General features: G+C 66.3%; 10 protein-coding genes. 4 read left to right on the top strand and 6 right to left on the bottom strand.

The window, feature by feature from the left end:
- Positions 1 to 16 precede the first annotated feature (16 nt).
- The 3 genes from H9L16_RS13695 to H9L16_RS13685 all read right to left on the bottom strand — a co-directional run bounded on the left by H9L16_RS13695 (position 17) and on the right by H9L16_RS13685 (position 4966).
- Positions 17 to 2386: a Tex family protein gene (locus tag H9L16_RS13695; RefSeq protein WP_187552213.1), complete on the bottom strand. Its 2370-nt coding sequence runs from the start codon at positions 2384 to 2386 to the stop codon at positions 17 to 19.
- A gap of 93 nt (positions 2387 to 2479) precedes the next feature.
- A complete protein-coding gene (locus H9L16_RS13690; protein WP_187552212.1) occupies positions 2480 to 3760 on the bottom strand; it encodes an MFS transporter in 1281 nt (426 codons plus the stop codon).
- A gap of 54 nt (positions 3761 to 3814) precedes the next feature.
- The gene (locus H9L16_RS13685) at positions 3815 to 4966 is read right to left on the bottom strand and encodes an esterase/lipase family protein (RefSeq protein WP_187552211.1); all 1152 of its coding nucleotides are present in this window, start codon (positions 4964 to 4966) and stop codon (positions 3815 to 3817) included.
- 151 nt (positions 4967 to 5117) lie between these two features.
- On the opposite strand from H9L16_RS13685, the gene H9L16_RS13680 reads away from it, so the two are divergent.
- Entirely contained in the window at positions 5118 to 5756 is a 639-nt protein-coding gene (locus H9L16_RS13680) for a DUF5671 domain-containing protein (protein ID WP_187552210.1), read from the top strand.
- Positions 5753 to 6220, top strand: coding sequence for a hypothetical protein (locus H9L16_RS13675; RefSeq protein ID WP_187552209.1), 468 nt, complete (start codon positions 5753 to 5755; stop codon positions 6218 to 6220). Before H9L16_RS13680 ends, H9L16_RS13675 begins: the two co-directional genes overlap by 4 nt.
- On the opposite strand, the gene dinB is transcribed toward H9L16_RS13675, so the two are convergent.
- From dinB to H9L16_RS13660, 3 genes are all read right to left on the bottom strand, one after another.
- The gene (gene dinB / locus H9L16_RS13670; RefSeq protein WP_187554199.1) at positions 6217 to 7272 is read right to left on the bottom strand and encodes a DNA polymerase IV; all 1056 of its coding nucleotides are present in this window, start codon (positions 7270 to 7272) and stop codon (positions 6217 to 6219) included. The genes H9L16_RS13675 and dinB overlap by 4 nt on opposite strands.
- A 70-nt stretch (positions 7273 to 7342) precedes the next feature.
- Positions 7343 to 8632, bottom strand: a complete 1290-nt coding sequence (locus H9L16_RS13665) for a FoF1 ATP synthase subunit a (protein ID WP_187552208.1) — start codon at positions 8630 to 8632, stop codon at positions 7343 to 7345.
- 42 nt (positions 8633 to 8674) lie between these two features.
- Positions 8675 to 10093, bottom strand: a complete 1419-nt coding sequence (locus tag H9L16_RS13660) for a GntP family permease (RefSeq protein WP_187552207.1) — start codon at positions 10091 to 10093, stop codon at positions 8675 to 8677.
- A 158-nt stretch (positions 10094 to 10251) separates the two neighbouring features.
- Between H9L16_RS13660 and H9L16_RS13655 the strand changes: the two genes are divergently transcribed.
- Entirely contained in the window at positions 10252 to 12504 is a 2253-nt protein-coding gene (locus tag H9L16_RS13655; protein WP_187552206.1) for a TonB-dependent receptor, read from the top strand.
- Positions 12505 to 12623: 119 nt separating this feature from the next.
- A complete protein-coding gene (locus H9L16_RS13650) occupies positions 12624 to 15977 on the top strand; it encodes a hybrid sensor histidine kinase/response regulator (RefSeq protein ID WP_187554198.1) in 3354 nt (1117 codons plus the stop codon).
- Positions 15978 to 16030 lie beyond the last annotated feature (53 nt).

The following is a 16030-nucleotide window of genomic DNA, read 5'->3' as shown; positions in this document are numbered from 1 at the left end:
CGGCGGACGTCATCGCTCAGCCGCGCTTCAATCCCTTCAACGCATCTGCCATCGCGCTGTTGAACGGCGCGGCCTGCGTTTTCTGCTGCGGTGCACGCGGTTGCGTGTTTGCGCGACCGCGATCATCGCCACGCGATGCGTCGCGTCGTGCGTCGCGCTCGCCACCCGGTGCGCGCGAGGTCGACTGGCCCGGCTCATCGCCCATGCGCCGGGTCAGGGCGATGCGCTTGCGGGCCACATCGACTTCCAGCACCTTGACCTTGACGATGTCGCCGGCTTTCACCACTTCGCGCGGATCCTTCACGAACGTGTCGGACAGCGCGGAGATGTGGACCAGGCCGTCCTGGTGCACGCCGATGTCGACGAAGGCGCCGAACGCGGCGACGTTGCTGACCACGCCTTCCAGCACCATGCCCGGCCGGAGGTCCTTGATGTCCTCGATGCCTTCGGCGAAGGTCGCGGCCTTGAACTCCGGGCGCGGGTCGCGGCCGGGTTTTTCCAGCTCTTTCAGGATGTCGCGCACGGTCGGCAGGCCGAAGGTGTCGTCGGTGAATTGTTCGGCCTTGAGCGAACGCAGGAACGCGATGTCGCCGATGACCTGTTTCACCTGTTTGCCGCCGCCCGCGGCGAGGATGCGTTCGACCACCGGATAGGCTTCCGGATGCACCGACGATGCATCCAGCGGCTGGCTGCCGTCGACGATGCGCAGGAAGCCGGCGCACTGCTCGAAGGTCTTGTCGCCCAAGCGCGGCACCTTCAGCAGCGCCTTGCGCGAGGCGAACGCGCCATGTTCATCGCGATACACCACGATGTTCTCGGCGACGCTGGCGGACAGGCCGGAGACGCGCGCCAGCAATGCGCCGGATGCGGTATTCACGTCCACGCCGACCGCGTTCACGCAATCCTCCACGCGCGCATCCAGTGCACGCGCGAGACGGTACTGGTCGACGTCGTGCTGGTACTGGCCGACGCCGATCGCCTTCGGTTCGATCTTGACGAGTTCCGCCAGCGGATCCTGCAAGCGACGCGCGATCGACACCGCGCCGCGGATCGACACATCGAGGCCTGGAAATTCCTTCGCCGCCAATTCCGATGCGGAATACACGGACGCACCGGCCTCGCTGACCACGATCTTCTGCGTCTTCAATTCGGGCACCAGTTTGAGCAGGTCGCCGGCCAGCTTGTCGGTCTCGCGCGATGCGGTGCCGTTGCCGATGGCGATGAGTTGCACGCCATGCGCGATGCACAGCTTCTTCAGCGATGCGAGCGACTGGTCCCATTGCTTGCGCGGTTCGTGCGGATAAATCGTGTCGGTGGCGACCAGCTTGCCGGTGGCATCGACGACGGCCACTTTCACGCCAGTGCGCAGGCCGGGATCGAGGCCGAGTACGGCTTTCGGGCCGGCCGGTGCAGCCAGCATCAGATCCTGCAGGTTGTCGCCGAACACATTGATCGCCTCGGCCTCGGCTTTCTCGCGCGCCTGGTTGAACAGGTCCAGCAGCAAGTGCATGTGAATGCGTGCGCGCCAGGCCAGGCGGCAGGCGTTGCGCAGCCAGGCATCGGCGGCGCGGCCGCGTTCGGCGATGCCGGCATGCAAGGCGATGCGGCCCTCGGCGTAGAGGTTGCCGGCTTCGGCATCCGCGCCCGGATCGAGGTCGAGTTGCAGGAATTCCTCGCGGCGGCCGCGGAACAGCGCCAGCAATCGATGCGATGGAATCTTCGCCAGCGATTCCGTGTGGTCGAAGTAATCGCGGAATTTCTCGCCCGCAATCTCCTTGCCCTCGACCACCTTGGCGCGGATCAGGCCGTTGCCTTCCAGCCAGCCACGCAGTTCACCGAGCAAGGCCGCGTCCTCGGACCAGCGTTCGATCAGGATCGCGCGCGCGCCTTCCAGCGCGGCCTTGGCGTCGGCCACGCCCTTGTCGGCGTCGACGAAGGATGCGGCGAATTCTTCAGGAACCTGCGACGGATCCGTGAGCAATCCATCGGCAAGCGGCTCCAGCCCGGCCTCGCGGGCGATCTGCGCGCGCGTGCGGCGCTTCTGCTTGTAAGGCAGGTACAGGTCTTCAAGTCGCGACTTGCTGTCGGCGGCGTCGATCTCTGCGCGCAATTCGTCGGTCAGCTTGCCTTGCTCGCTGATGCTCGAGAGGATCGCGGCGCGCCGGTCTTCCATTTCGCGTAGATAGGACAAGCGCGCTTCGAGGTTGCGCAGCTGGGTGTCGTCCAGCCCGCCGGTGACTTCCTTGCGGTAGCGCGCGATGAACGGCACGGTCGCGCCTTCGTCGAGCAGGGCCACGGCGGCATGCACCTGCGCGTCCTGTGCGCCGATCTCGATGGCGATGGTCTGGGCGATCTTGCGCGCGAGCGCTGGGGACTGCTGAGTCATTCGGTGGTGGCTGCTTGCGGGAACGGAAGCCGCAATTGTCGCCGTCGCGTGCGGCCTGCGTAAGCTTGACAGGCGTGTGCGGACCGGTTGCCGTCACTCCGCAACGCGCGGTCGTCGCATCATCACGTGCAATCCCAGTGCGACACCCAGCACCGCCATGCCGGCGATGTAGAGCATCGGCGCGGCGGGATCGTCCTTGATCGCGATGCTCAGCGCGATGGGCGTCAGGCCACCGGCGATCGCGTACGCCACGTTGTAGGAAAACGACAGCCCGGAAAACCCCACCTGCGCGGGGAAACCGCTCACCGCGATCGCCGGCACCAGCGCGGTCACGCCCACGCCGAAACCGGCGACCACATACAGCGCCGGCGAATACGCGCCCGCCAACGCGCCGGAATAGAACGTCCAGAACGCGAGGCCGAGCAGCACGCTCCACAGCACCAGCACGCGGCCGGCGCCGAAGCGGTCGGCCATCCAGCCGGCGACGAGATTGGCGATGACGGTCGCGCAGATCGCCAGTGTGTTGCCGGCCAGTGCATCGGCACGGCTGACGCCGAGGCCCTGCAGCAGGGTCGGCATCATCAGCAGCGTGACGACCACGGCCGCAGTGAGCAGCCACGTCAGCAACATCGCGAGTACCACCGCGCCGGTGTGGTCGCGCACGACGGTCTTCAACGGCAGTTCGGCCGCCAGCGACTTGCGCTCGCGCATCTCGGCGAAGACCGGAGTCTCGTGCAGCTTGCGGCGCAGGAACATCGCCAACAGACCGAACACGCCGCCGGCGATGAACGGAATGCGCCAGGCCCATGCCAGCACTTCCGCTTCCTCGAACGATGCGTGGATCGCGCGCGCCACCAGCGAGCCCAGCAGGATGCCGCTGCAGAGTCCGGCCGATAGCGCACCGCAAGCCAGTGCGCGATGCCGCGCCGACACGTGTTCGCTGACGAAGACCCACGCCCCCGGTGCCTCGCCGCCGATCGCCGCGCCCTGCATGATCCGCAGCAACAGCAGCAGGATCGGCGCGAGCACGCCGACCGTGGCATACGTCGGCAGCAAGCCCATCAGCAGGGTCGGGATCGCCATCATCAGGATGCTCAGCATGAACATCCGCTTGCGCCCGGACAGGTCGCCAAAGTGCGCCATCACGATGCCGCCCAGCGGCCGCGCCAGGTATCCCGCTGCAAAGATGCCGAAGGTCTGCACCAGCTTCAGCCACTCGGGCATGTCGGGCGGGAAGAACAGCACGCCCATCGTGGTCGCGAAGAACACGAAGATCACGAAGTCGTAGAACTCCAATGCACCGCCGAGTGCGGCGAGCGTGAGTGTCCGGGCTTGCTGGCAGGTGAGTCCGGGTGGGGCGATGGCGTCTGTCATCGCGCTAGCGTATGCGATGGATGGCGATGCGCGAAGTCGCCGCCGATGCCTGGCTCAGCCCAGCCAGTCACGCAGTTGCTTGCGTACCTTCGTGCTGGCCAGCAGCCCGATGTGACCTGTGCGATGGACCAATAATCGATACTCATCGGGAATGCCAAGCCCGAGGGCTGGATCCTCGTGATCGCCGAAGGCACTGGCGACCGGGACCAAGCCGTCCCCATGCGAACCGTGTGCAGTCCCGTCGCTGCGCGGCGGCTGGGTCGAGGCCGCAACTGCATACGCACGCACGTGCGCAGGCAGCGGTGGATGGCGCACGAGCAGGCTGCCGTGGCGCAGGTCCTGGATGCCGGCACTGCGCAGGCCGCCCAAGGCCGTGAACGGCGCGCTGTGTGCGCTGATCCCGAGGACGGTTTGCAGCAGGTCGCCGGCACGTTCCAATGGCGCACCGAGGTGCGGCGTGCCCAGCGACACCAGCGTGTCGAGCGTGCGCAGCCAGCGGCTGTCATCGGCCTGCGCGGCCGCGATGGCCGCGCGCGACACCAGCCCACCCATGCTGTGCGCGAGTATCGCGATGCGCTCTACCAGCACCGGCCACGCATCGACCAGTTGCTGCAGCAGGGCCGAGAAGATGCGGCCGTTGTCGGCGATCGACAGGCCGCTGTTGTAGTACAGGTGGATCACCTGGAACCCGAGTTCGTCGGCGAGTGTGTCGCCGTGGTGATGCTGGCCCTGCTGCCATTGCAGGTCGTTCATGCACAGGCCGTGGACCATCACCAGCAGGTGCGCTCCGGCATCCGGGTGGCTGATCGCCAAGGCATCGCGATCCAGCACCAGCGGGCGACCGGACATCCGCAACGTGGCGGTCAGAGCCAACGGATTGTCGGTGGCGACCAGGTGATCGCCGAGCACGCCATTGAGCGCCGCAATCAGTGCCTCGCGTTGCGGATGTCTGTCCATCTCGCCGCGAGTGTTCGGCATCCTGCGCAGCAACCGGTCGATGCCGCTGCCCGCCAGCCGCGCGATGCCGCGCACACCGTTGTAAGCCAGGCCGGGTATGCCGCCGGTATCGGGTTTCGGCGCCAGTCCGATCACGCGCCGCGGCCAGCCGAGGATGCTGGCATGCACGGCTTCGACCAGGTCGGTGGTGCCGGTCACGGCATCCACCAGCAGCCGGTTGGCCCCGCGCAGGTCGTTGCCATCGACCATCGGCGATCGCGGGGCAGGTCAGGGCGCAGGGACGAACGCATTCGCCGAGCCTAGCGCGCGTAGGTGGAGTGAATGTTCAATCCCGAGGCCCGGTGGCCGATCGGGCGCTGGGTTTCCATTACAGTGAGGAAACCCGCAACGGTACGCATGCATGGCATCCACCAGTCCAGAGCTTGAAACGTTCGTTCGCGAGGCACTCGCGCTTGGCCAATCGCGTATTGCCATCCGTCAGGCGCTGGCGTCCGCCGGATGGAGCGAGGAGCAGACTCGCGGCGTCCTCGACGGTTATGCCGACGTTGATTTCCCGGTGCCGGTGCCGAAGCCGCGTGCCTCGCTCTCCGCGAAAGAGGCATTCCAGTATCTGGTGCTGTTCGCCACCCTGTATTTCAGCGCCTATCACCTCGGCAGCCTGCTGTTCGACCTGATCAACCATGCATTTCCGGATCCGGCGGCGCAGTCGCGCTCGCTGTTCGGCGATTCGATGCGCTTCTCGGTGGCTGCGCTGGTCATCGCGTTTCCCGTGTTCGCATGGATGTCGCATCGGCTCGGCATCGATGTGGCCCGGCATCCGATCAAGCGGCTGTCGCCGGTGCGGCGCTGGCTGACCTACCTGACCCTGTTCGTGGCGGCCAGCATCCTGATCGGCGACATGACCACGCTGGTCTACAACCTGCTGGGCGGCGAGGCCACGCTGCGCTTCCTGTGCAAGGTCGCGGTGGTAGCGGTGATCGCAGGCGGGATCTTCTATTACTACATGCACGACCTGCGCCGCGAAGAGGTGGAGGCATGAACCGACAAGGCGTGGGCCGAAGCCTGCTGCTGGCCGCCACGGTGATCGTGGTCGGTACGTTGGCCACCGCCCTGTGGGTGATGGAGTCGCCTGCGAAGCAGCGTGACCGACGCATCGACGAGCGGCGCACCCAACAGCTGGATGCCATCGCCGATGCCGTCGACGCATGGACACGCGAGCACAAGCGCTTGCCTGCATCGCTGGCGGAACTCTCGAAACAGCCCGGTGCTTCGCTCGCGATCGTCGACCCGGTGACGGGCACGCCCTACGAATACGCGGCCGTGTCCGAGCGGATCTATCGCTTGTGCGCCAGCTTCGCTACCAGTACATCGGATCGAGGTCCCGGCACCGACCGGATCAGTTGGCACGAGAAGCACTGGATGCATCCCGCCGGCCGGCATTGTTTCGATCGCACGTCTGGCCGAGCGGATGAGGCTGCCGCACCCGCCAGCGTTTCGCCTTAGCTCGCGAACAGATCGTCCATCACCCGGTTGCCGTCCGGCTCGCTGAAGCCGGACAGGCCCACGCCGACCAGTCTGTACAACGTTCCCGCGGGCAAGCCGACACGGCCGCGCAGATCGCAGGCGTGGTCGGCGACCGTGGCTTCGCTGGTGGGCGGCCCTGACGCGGTGAGGCTGCGGGTCAGGGTGCGGAAGTCGCTGGTCTTCAGCTTCAGCACCACGGTACGGGCGATGCGTTCGGGATGGCGTTCGCGTTCGCGCAGGTAGCCTGCCCAGGCCTTGGCGGCCAGGCGACGGATGTGTTCGTCGAGCGCCTCCAGCGGCAGGTCTTCGGGAAACGTGTCCTCGGCCGACACCTGCAGGGTCAGCCGTTCGGCTTGCACCGCGCGTTCATCGATGCCCAGCGAGAGTTCGTGCAGGCGGCGGCCCCAGCGGCCGAATCGCTGTTCAAGCGCTTCGGCACCATGCAGCCGCAAATCGTTGCAGGTGGCGATGCCGAGCTTCGCCAGTTTCGCTTCCATCACCTTGCCCACGCCGGGCAGTTTGCCGACCCCGAGCGGCGCGAGGAAGGCATCGACCATTGCCGGCTTGAGCACGAATTGCCCGTCCGGCTTGTTCCAGTCGCTGGCGATCTTGGCCAGGAACTTGTTGGGCGCGATGCCGGCCGATGCGGTGAGTTGCGTCTCCTCGCGGATCGCGTCGCGGACGGACACGGCGATTGCGGTGGCGCTGCCCATGTCCTGCTTGGGCACGGTGACGTCGAGATAGGCCTCGTCCAGCGACAGCGGTTCGATCAGGTCGGTATGCCGCTCGAAGATGCCGCGCACCTGCTTCGACACCGCCTTGTAGCGGACGAAATCCGGCGGCACGAATACCGCATCGGGACACAGCCGCTCGGCGCGCACCGCCGGCATCGCCGAGCGCACCCCGAACACGCGTGCTTCGTAACTCGCCGCGCAGACCACGGAGCGCGCGCCGCGCCAGGCGACCACGACCGGCTTGCCGCGCAGGGACGTGTCATCGCGCTGTTCCACCGACGCATAGAAAGCGTCCATGTCGACGTGGATGATCTTGCGCTGCGGGGCGTCGCTCACGCCACGATTTTATGCCGCGCGCGTCGCACGATCAGCGCCAGAACACGATGCGGTAGTGGCGATACGTGGGGTCCTTGCCGTCGCGTCGGCTGTCCTGCACCAGCGGCCTGCCGACCAGCAACTCGTGGCGCCCCGGCGCAAGCGCGCGCACATCCATCATGGCAAGCAAGGCGGGTCGGTCGGTGCGCGGGTCGCTGGCGATCTCGTAGCGCAAGTCTTCAACGGGCTTGCCATCCAGCAGCACGGTTCGCGTGGACTGCAGGCAGGCCAGCAGGGCCTGCGCCTGCTCGACGGCCTTTCCCTGGGCTGGCTGCTTGCAGGAGCGCAACGCCGGGCCATCGCGGCGGGGCTCATATGGCACGGTCAAGTGCAGGTAAGGTCCCTCCACGACCATGCTGTCGATGTAGGGAACCGCCTGGTCGCGCGTTGCATCGCGCTGGTCATCGTAGTGGGCGGCGTCGATTGCGAGCGCACGCGCGCTCGGGAACAGGCCGTAGCTGCCGATGGGGTTGCTCGACTGCATCGCGACGTAAGTGAACGAAACGCTGGAGATGGCCAGCAGCATGATGCCGAAGACCAACATCATGGTGCGCTTCTCGCCCTGGTTGCTGAGCAGGGTCGCGAGGATGTGGTTGCTGCGTCGTCCCATGCCGAAGCGTGTGTACAGCCCGATGACCTTCGCGATCAGCCGGTGCGCGGGAGTGCCTGGACGAATGCGTTCCTTGAGGTGCTGGTCGACCCCGATCGCGAGCAGATACGGCAGCATCAGCAGCATGAAGAGGCCACCGACCACCACGAAGGTTTCCACCTGAAGGCCAATCAGGTTGGTCAGCAGGGTGGCGACCAGCAGCGTGCTGCAGAACACGATGCAGACCATGGCGATGATGAGGGCGACGCTGACGCCGATCGCGAACACCACGCTCGCGCGATTGTCGGCACGTTCGATCGCATCTTCCGTGTTGCCTGTTTGCTTGGTTTCGATCTCGCGCTGGATCGGACCCATGCGTGCATCGTCGAAGTGGATACCCCGCGGGAATACCGAATGCACGCCCATCAGGGCGATCCACTGCGCGCGCAGCAACAGGTGCAGGGCAAAGGTGCAGGCCAGCACGATCGCCGCGCTCTTCGAGTAGAAGTAGGCCAGTACCGCGATCATTCGCCAGTCGCGGCCCAGCCGCGGCTCCAGTGCGAACATCCCGTCGTCCAGCCAGCCCGGCAGCTGCAGCATGGCGAAGATCGCCACGCCGGAGATCAGCAGCTCGACTTCCCAGGTGGGGGCCACGCGGGCCAGGCGTGGATCGACATTCGTGGGTTCATTCATGGCCCGCGATGGTGCGGGCCGGCTGCCGGTATGGCAAGCAGGTCAGACGACACCGAAGGCGTAGAACAGCCCGATCACCACGAACACGGCCATGGTCTTGATCACGGTAATGGCGAAGATGTCCTTGTACGCCTGACGATGGTTCAGGCCGGTCACCGCCAGCAAGGTGATCACCGCGCCGTTGTGCGGCAGCGTGTCCATGCCGCCGGAGGCCATCGCGGCGACGCGGTGCAGCACTTCCATCGGGATGCCGGCCGCATTCGCATTGGCGATGAAGGTTTCCGCCATCGCCGCCAGCGCGATGCTCATGCCGCCGGAGGCGCTGCCGGTGATGCCGGCCAGCGCGGTCACGGTCACCGCTTCGTTGACCAAAGGATCCGGGATCGAGCCCAGCGCATTCGCGACGACGAGGAAGCCGGGCAGGGCCGCGATCACCGCGCCGAAGCCGTATTCCGATGCGGTGTTCATGCCGGCCAGCAATGCGCCGCCGATCGCCGACTTGCTGCCTTCCGCGAACGCCGTGGTGACCGGTTTCCACGCGAACAGCAATACGCAGGCGATGCCGGCCAGCAGGGCGCCTTCGACCGCCCAGATCGCCGCGAGCTTGGAGACTTCCTGCACTACCGGCGCAGCGCTGCCGATCACCGCCGGGTCGAAGCTGTGGCTTTCGCCGTAGACCTGCGGGATCCACAAGGTCAGCAGTTTGTTGACGAGGCCGACCACCAGCAGCGGCAGGATCGCGATCATCGGATTGGCGAGCTTGCCGCCGGCGAACGGAGCGGGCTCGTTGAGCAGGGTGGCGGGATCGCCATAACCTTCGCCGGCTTTCAGGGCGACACGGCGGCGCCAGTCCAGGTAAACCATGCCGACGATCAGGATGAACACGCCGCCCAGGGTGCCGAGGATCGGTGCAGCCCAAGTGTCGGTGCCGAAGAACGTGGTCGGGATGATGTTCTGGATCTGCGGCGTGCCCGGCAGTGCGTCCATCGTGAACGTGAAGGCGCCCAGCGCAATGGTGCCCGGGATAAGCCGCTTGGGGATGTCGCCCTGGCGGAACAGCTCGGCGGCGAACGGATACACCGCGAACACCACCACGAACAGCGACACCCCGCCATAGGTCAGCAACGCGCATACCGCGACGATGGCGAGCATCGCCCGTTGCGCGCCGACCACGCGGATGGTCGCGGCCACGATCGACTTCGAGAACCCCGACAGCTCGATCACCTTGCCGAACAGCGCGCCGAGCAGGAACACCGGGAAGTACAGCTTGAGGAAGCCGACCATCTTGTCCATGAACAGGCCGGTGAACATCGGCGCCACCAGCTGCGGGTCGGTCAGCAGCACCGCGCCCAGTGCCGCGACCGGCGCGAACAGGATCACGCTGTAGCCGCGATACGCCACGAACATCAGGAAACACAACGCGGCCAGCACGACCAGGAATTCAAAAGCTGGGAATGCCATTGCGCCCCCGTGGGCATCGATCAGGGGTGCGAGTCTCCGCGCAGTGGGGATGACGGCCCATTGTCCGAACGTCCAATGCCGTCATTCATCCTTAACAACTACCTTGCCCACGTCGGCGGCACAGGCCCGCCCGTGTGCACCTACCCTGGAGGGGACAGATGAAGCGCAAGAATTTGAGTCGGGCGATCCATGGCGTGTTGGCCATGTCGATGCTGGCCGGCGCGGGAACCGCGATGGCACAGGACGGGGCGACGCCCGCGCAGGACGGACAGAAGACCACGACCCTCGAGGGCATCAAGGTCACCGCGCGCAAGCGCGAGGAGACCTTGCAGGAAGTGCCGGTCGCGGTCACCGCGTTCACCGCGGACTCGCTCGACAAGCTCAACGTCAAGGATCTGGCCGACCTCGACGGACAGGTGCCGAACCTGACCATTTACGCGGCGCGCGGCTCCAGCAGCACGCTGACCGCGTACATCCGCGGCGTTGGCCAGTCCGATCCGTTGTGGGGCGTGGATCCGGGTGTGGGCATCTACATGGACGATGTCTACATCGCCCGTCCGCAAGGCGCGTTGCTCGACGTGTTCGACGTCGACCGCATCGAAGTGCTGCGCGGCCCGCAGGGCACGCTGTACGGCAAGAACACCATCGGCGGTGCGATCAAGTACATCTCCAAGGGCCTGCGTTCCGACTTCAACGGCTACGGCTCGGTCACTCTCGGCAACTATGGTCAGCGTGACATCAAGGCGGCGGTCGGCGGTGGCTTCGGCGGCAGCGAATACCTGCGCGGCCGCATATCCGTGGCCGACCTGCATCGTGACGGCTTCGGCGAGAACCTGGTCACCGGCGCACAGGTCAGCGACAAGAAGATCCGCGCCATCCGCGCCAACCTGGGCGCCTATGTCACCGACAGCTTCGACCTGCAGTTTTCATTCGACCATGTCGATGACAGCTCCGGCGTGCGCGGCGCGCAGATGTTCCGGGCCAATCCGTTCGATGCCTTGCTGACCCCGACCACGGGGCCGTTCCTGCCGCTGGACAGCCGCTACGACGTGCGCAACGGCATGCCCAACGTCAACGACACCACCCTCGGCGGCGCGTCCGTCACCGCCAATTTCCGCATGAACGATGACTGGACGTTCAAGTACGTACTGGCCAAGCGCGAGTCCGATACGGAAACCAACATCGACTTCGACACCACGCCCGACAAGATCGCCGACGTGAAGGCGTACTACAGCGACGAACAGGTCACCCACGAGTTCCAGGCCAATTACGATGCCGGCGGCCGCTCGCGCGGCGTGATCGGCATCTACAAGTTCGACGGCGAGGCCGGCGGCCAGGTGCTCAACAACTTCTTCAACCTCAGCTTCGGCGACACCCAGGGTACGGTCTACACCAACAGCATTGCGGCGTACGCGGACTGGACCTTCGACGTCAGCGACAAGTTCAGCATCGATGCCGGCCTGCGCTGGACCAGCGAAGACAAGAACGCGGTGGTCAGGAACATCGGCTACACCGATGGTACCTTCACCAAGCCCAGCGGCGTGGTTGCTGCGGGCTTCGACAAGACCATCAACTTCAAGAACCTGTCGCCGAAGATCTCGCTGGATTACCAGGTCACCCCGGACATCATGGTCTACGGCCTCGCATCGCGCGGCTTCAAGTCGGGCGGCTACAACATCCGCGCGCAGGCCACCGCGGTGCCGCGCTCGGCCGAGCCGTTCCAGGACGAGCAGGTCGACAGCTACGAGGTGGGCACCAAGATGGGCCTGCTGGACCAGCGCCTGTTCCTGAACCTGTCCGCGTTCCACAACACCTACAAGGACATCCAGCTCTCGATCTTCACCGAGTACACCACCCCGCAGAACACCAAGGCGTTCTTCGGCGACTTCACCAATGCCGGCGAAGGCACGGTCAATGGCCTGGAAGTCGAGTACCAATGGCTGGCCACCGACAACTTCAACATTTCCGGCAACCTGGCCTGGCTGGATGCGAAGTTCGACACGTACATGTTCAAGAACGTCAACATCGCCGACCAGCAGGAATTCACCAACGCACCGGATTTCTCGGGTGCGCTGAACGCCGAATACCGCGTCGACCTGGGCGGTGGTGGCAGCCTCTCCGCGCGCGTCGGTTACACCTACCAGAGTCGCGTGGTGGCCACGACCGAAGTGGTCAAGGACCCGGTGACCCTGGCCACGGTGGAGCCGATCACCCAGGACGGCTATGGACTGGTCGGTGCCGGCATCATCTGGAAGGCGAACGATGCGTGGACGGTGTCCCTGCAGGGCAGCAACCTGGCCGACAAGGCCTATCGCACCACCGGTTACAACCTGTACTCGGCACTCGGCGTGCACACCGGCTTCTACGGCCCGCCGCGTCAGTACAGCCTGACCGTGAAGTACGACTTCTGATCGATGGGTGCCAGGCGTTGCAACCACGACGGCGGGCCTTGGCCCGCCGTCGCGCTATCCTCGCCGCGCATGCCTGCCCATGACCGTTCGCCGCGATTCCCATGCCTGACGGCGGCGCGATGCTGAGCGTTTCGATCGTCGTCGCGGCAGCGGTGCTGTGGCTGGGATTGCTGTTCGGCACCGCGCTGTATGCCGAGCGTCGTCCGGGCGTCCTGGCCAGCCATTGGCACCATGTGTATGCGTTGTCACTGGCGGTCTATTGCACCAGCTGGACGTTCTTCGGCACCGTCACCCAGGCCGCGCGTTACGACTGGCCGTTGCCGCCCACCTTCGTCGGGACCTTGCTGCTGTATGCGCTCGGCGCAGGGCTGATGCTGCAACTGGTGAAGCTGGCGCGGGCCAGCAATGCCACCTCGATCGCCGACCTGATCGCCACCCGGCTGGGCAAGGATGCATGGCTCGCGGCCGGCGTCACCTTGATCGCGGTGCTCGGCCTGATTCCGTATGTCGCCCTGCAACTGAAAGCGGTGTCGATGAGTTTCGCCCTGCTGACCGACTCCCAGGCCGGTGCCGACCAGCCACCGTGGCGCGACAGCTCGTTGTACGTGGCGCTGGTGATGGGCCTGTTCGCGATGCTGTTCGGCACCCGCCGTGCCAGCGCCGCCGAGCACAACCGCGGACTGGTGCTGGCGATGGCATTCGAGTCGCTGTTCAAGCTGGTGGCGATGCTGGCACTGGGCCTGTTCGTTTGGCTTGGCCTCGGATTGCCGTCATCGCCCTCGCTGCCGGAGGCGGCGGCATCGGTATCTACCGACAACGGCGGCTTCATCCCGTTGGTGCTGCTCGGCGTGCTGGCGATGTTCACCCTGCCGCACCAGTTCCACGTCGGCGTGGTGGAGTGCCGCGACGAACGCCACGTGCTGACTGCGCGCTGGTTGTTCCCGCTGTACCTCGTCCTTATCGCATTGCCGGTGTTGCCGCTGGCGCGCGCCGGTGATGCGCTGCTGGCCGGGCAGGGCGTGCCATCGGACCTCTATGTGCTGGCGTTGCCGTTGTCGCAATCGCAGACCGGGCTGGCACTGTTCGCATTCCTCGGTGGGCTCAGCGCCGCCACGGGCATGGTCGTGGTGAGCACGCTCACGCTGAGCCTGATGATCGGCAACCATTGGCTGGCACCCGGCCTGTTGCGCGGCGCTTGGGCGCGTGGCGATGCCGGCGATTTGCGCGGCAACGTGCTGCTGCTGCGCCGGATGGGCATCGCCGCGATCATGCTGCTGGCCTGGGCCTACAGCCGTTCGATCGCCGGCAACGCGGCGCTGGCCGATGTCGGTGCGTTGTCGTTCTCGGCCTTGGCCACGCTCGCGCCGGCACTGGGCTTCGCGGTGTGGCGCACGCAGACGCCGCCACGTGCCGCACTGATCGGCATGTTCGCCGCATTCCTGACCTGGGCCTGGTGCCTGCCGGTGCCGCTGCTGTTGCGCGATGGTGCGCAGGTCTGGCTGCACGAAGGTCCGCTCGGCATCGCCTGGCTCGCACCGGAGAGCTTCTTCGGTCTGACGGGTTGGAGCCCGCTGGGTCGCGCGGTTGCGGCCAGCCTGTTCGTCGGCACCTTGGTCACGCTCGCACTGTCGGCGTGGCATCGCCCGGTCGCGCGGATGGGTCGGCGTCGCCTGGATGCGCGCAGCCTCGACAACGTCGCCCGGCGCTTCTTGCCGGCGACGCAGGTCGAGCAATTGCTCGCACGCGGCCGCGATGCCGAAGCCGAGATCGAACGCGCGTTGTCGTCGGTGCTCGGTTCGGCGTCGGCGCGCGTATTGCTGGACGCGGCGCGGCGCGATGCCACCGATGCAAGTCGACCCGGTGCGGATCTGGATACGGTCGCTGCCATCGTCGGCGAGGCCAGCCAGGACCTGCGTTTCAACCAGCGCGTGCTGGAAGCCGCGCTGGAAAACATGAGCCAGGGCATCAGCGTGGTCGATGCCGACCTGCGACTGGTCGCATGGAACCGCCGCTATGCGGAATTGTTCGGCTATCCATCGGGGATGCTGCGGGTCGGCATGCCGATCGCCGAAGCATCGCAATGGGCGCTGCGCGCGCTCGGCGATGTGGACGAGGACGATGCGGCATTGCAACGACGGCTCGCGCATATGCGTGCCGGTACTGCGCACCTGTCTGAGCGCGTGTTCCCCGGTGGCAGCATCGTCGAAGACATCATTGTCGAAATCCGCGGCAATCCGATGCCCGGCGGCGGCTTCGTCGCCACCTTCACCGACGTCACCGCCTTCCGCCAGGCCGAGACCGGCTTGAAGCGCATCAACGAAACGCTGGAGCAACGCGTCGGCGAGCGCACCGCGATGCTCGAGACCGCCAAGGGCGAGGCCGAGCGGGCCAACGACGCCAAGAGCCGTTTCCTCGCCGCGATCGGTCACGATCTGCTGCAGCCCTTGCATGCCGCACACCTGTTTGCGGATGCGTTGCAACAGCGCGGCGACGCCGAGCAGCGCGAACTCGCGCGGCAGATCGGCGGCGCGCTGGATTCGACCACCGACCTGCTCGGTACGCTGCTCGACATGTCGCGGCTGGAGGCAGGCGGCCTGATGCCGGAACCGCGCGATTTCCCGCTGGCCGAGGTGCTGGATCCGCTGGTCGCGCAGTTCGGCGTGCTCGCCAGCGAACGCGGCCTGCGCCTGCGCCACGTGCCGACGCGCGCGTGGGTGCGCAGCGATCCGCAACTGCTGCGCCGGGTGCTGCAGAACTTCCTGGCCAATGCGGTGCGCTACACCGCGAGCGGCAGCGTGCTGCTGGGTGTGCGTCGCAGTGGCGATGCACTGCGCATCGAGGTCCACGACACCGGCCCGGGCATCGATCCCGCGCGTTTCGAGGCGATTTTCGAGGAGTTCCGCCGTGGCGAGGATGCGCCGGGGCAGGGGCTCGGCCTGGGTCTGGCCATCGCCCAGCGCATCGCGGTATTGCTCGGCTCCGATGTCGGCCTGCACAGCACGACTGCGCGTGGCAGCCGCTTCAGCATCGACGTTCCGCGCGTGGCGGCGATGCAACCGCATCGCCACGCGAAGCGCGGGCTTGCGGGGCTGCGCGTATTGCTGGTCGACAACGAACCGCAGGCGCTCGATGCGTTGGCCAGCGTACTGCGTGGCTGGGCCTGCGAGGTGCGCGCGGTGGCCGATGGCGATGCCGCACGCGCGGCACTCTCACGCGAGCCTGCGGATCTCTGGGTGTTCGATTACCACCTCGATCACGAGGATGACGGTGTGTCATTGCAGCAGCGTCTCGCGACCGATTTCGGCAACACGCCTTGTCTGATCCTCAGCGCCGACCAGACCGGCACGGTTCGCAGCGCGGCGCAGGAAGCCGGGCTGCCGCTGCTGATGAAGCCATTGCGACCGCTGGCGCTGAAGTCCGTGCTCGACCGCATGCTGGCGGCGAGCGCTATCCATGACACCAATCCCGATTGACTGGATCGCTCGTCGGGAAGAATGAAGTCAGCGGACTCGGGCGAACGCGCGCA

The organism is Thermomonas carbonis, from assembly GCF_014396975.1.
Taxonomy (GTDB): Bacteria; Pseudomonadota; Gammaproteobacteria; order Xanthomonadales; family Xanthomonadaceae; genus Thermomonas; species Thermomonas carbonis.
This window is presented reverse-complemented; position numbering and strand designations above follow the sequence as displayed.

Excerpts from the sequence above, each read along its gene's own strand:
- H9L16_RS13695 (WP_187552213.1), bottom strand. The coding sequence starts at position 2,386 with ATGACTCAGCAGTCCCCAGCGCTCGCGCGCAAGATCGCCCAGACCATC.
- H9L16_RS13690 (WP_187552212.1), bottom strand. The coding sequence starts at position 3,760 with ATGACAGACGCCATCGCCCCACCCGGACTCACCTGCCAGCAAGCCCGG.
- H9L16_RS13685 (WP_187552211.1), bottom strand. The coding sequence starts at position 4,966 with ATGGTCGATGGCAACGACCTGCGCGGGGCCAACCGGCTGCTGGTGGAT.
- H9L16_RS13680 (WP_187552210.1), top strand. The coding sequence starts at position 5,118 with ATGGCATCCACCAGTCCAGAGCTTGAAACGTTCGTTCGCGAGGCACTC.
- H9L16_RS13675 (WP_187552209.1), top strand. The coding sequence starts at position 5,753 with ATGAACCGACAAGGCGTGGGCCGAAGCCTGCTGCTGGCCGCCACGGTG.
- dinB (WP_187554199.1), bottom strand. The coding sequence starts at position 7,272 with ATGGACGCTTTCTATGCGTCGGTGGAACAGCGCGATGACACGTCCCTG.
- H9L16_RS13665 (WP_187552208.1), bottom strand. The coding sequence starts at position 8,632 with ATGAATGAACCCACGAATGTCGATCCACGCCTGGCCCGCGTGGCCCCC.
- H9L16_RS13660 (WP_187552207.1), bottom strand. The coding sequence starts at position 10,093 with ATGGCATTCCCAGCTTTTGAATTCCTGGTCGTGCTGGCCGCGTTGTGT.
- H9L16_RS13655 (WP_187552206.1), top strand. The coding sequence starts at position 10,252 with ATGAAGCGCAAGAATTTGAGTCGGGCGATCCATGGCGTGTTGGCCATG.
- H9L16_RS13650 (WP_187554198.1), top strand. The coding sequence starts at position 12,624 with ATGCTGAGCGTTTCGATCGTCGTCGCGGCAGCGGTGCTGTGGCTGGGA.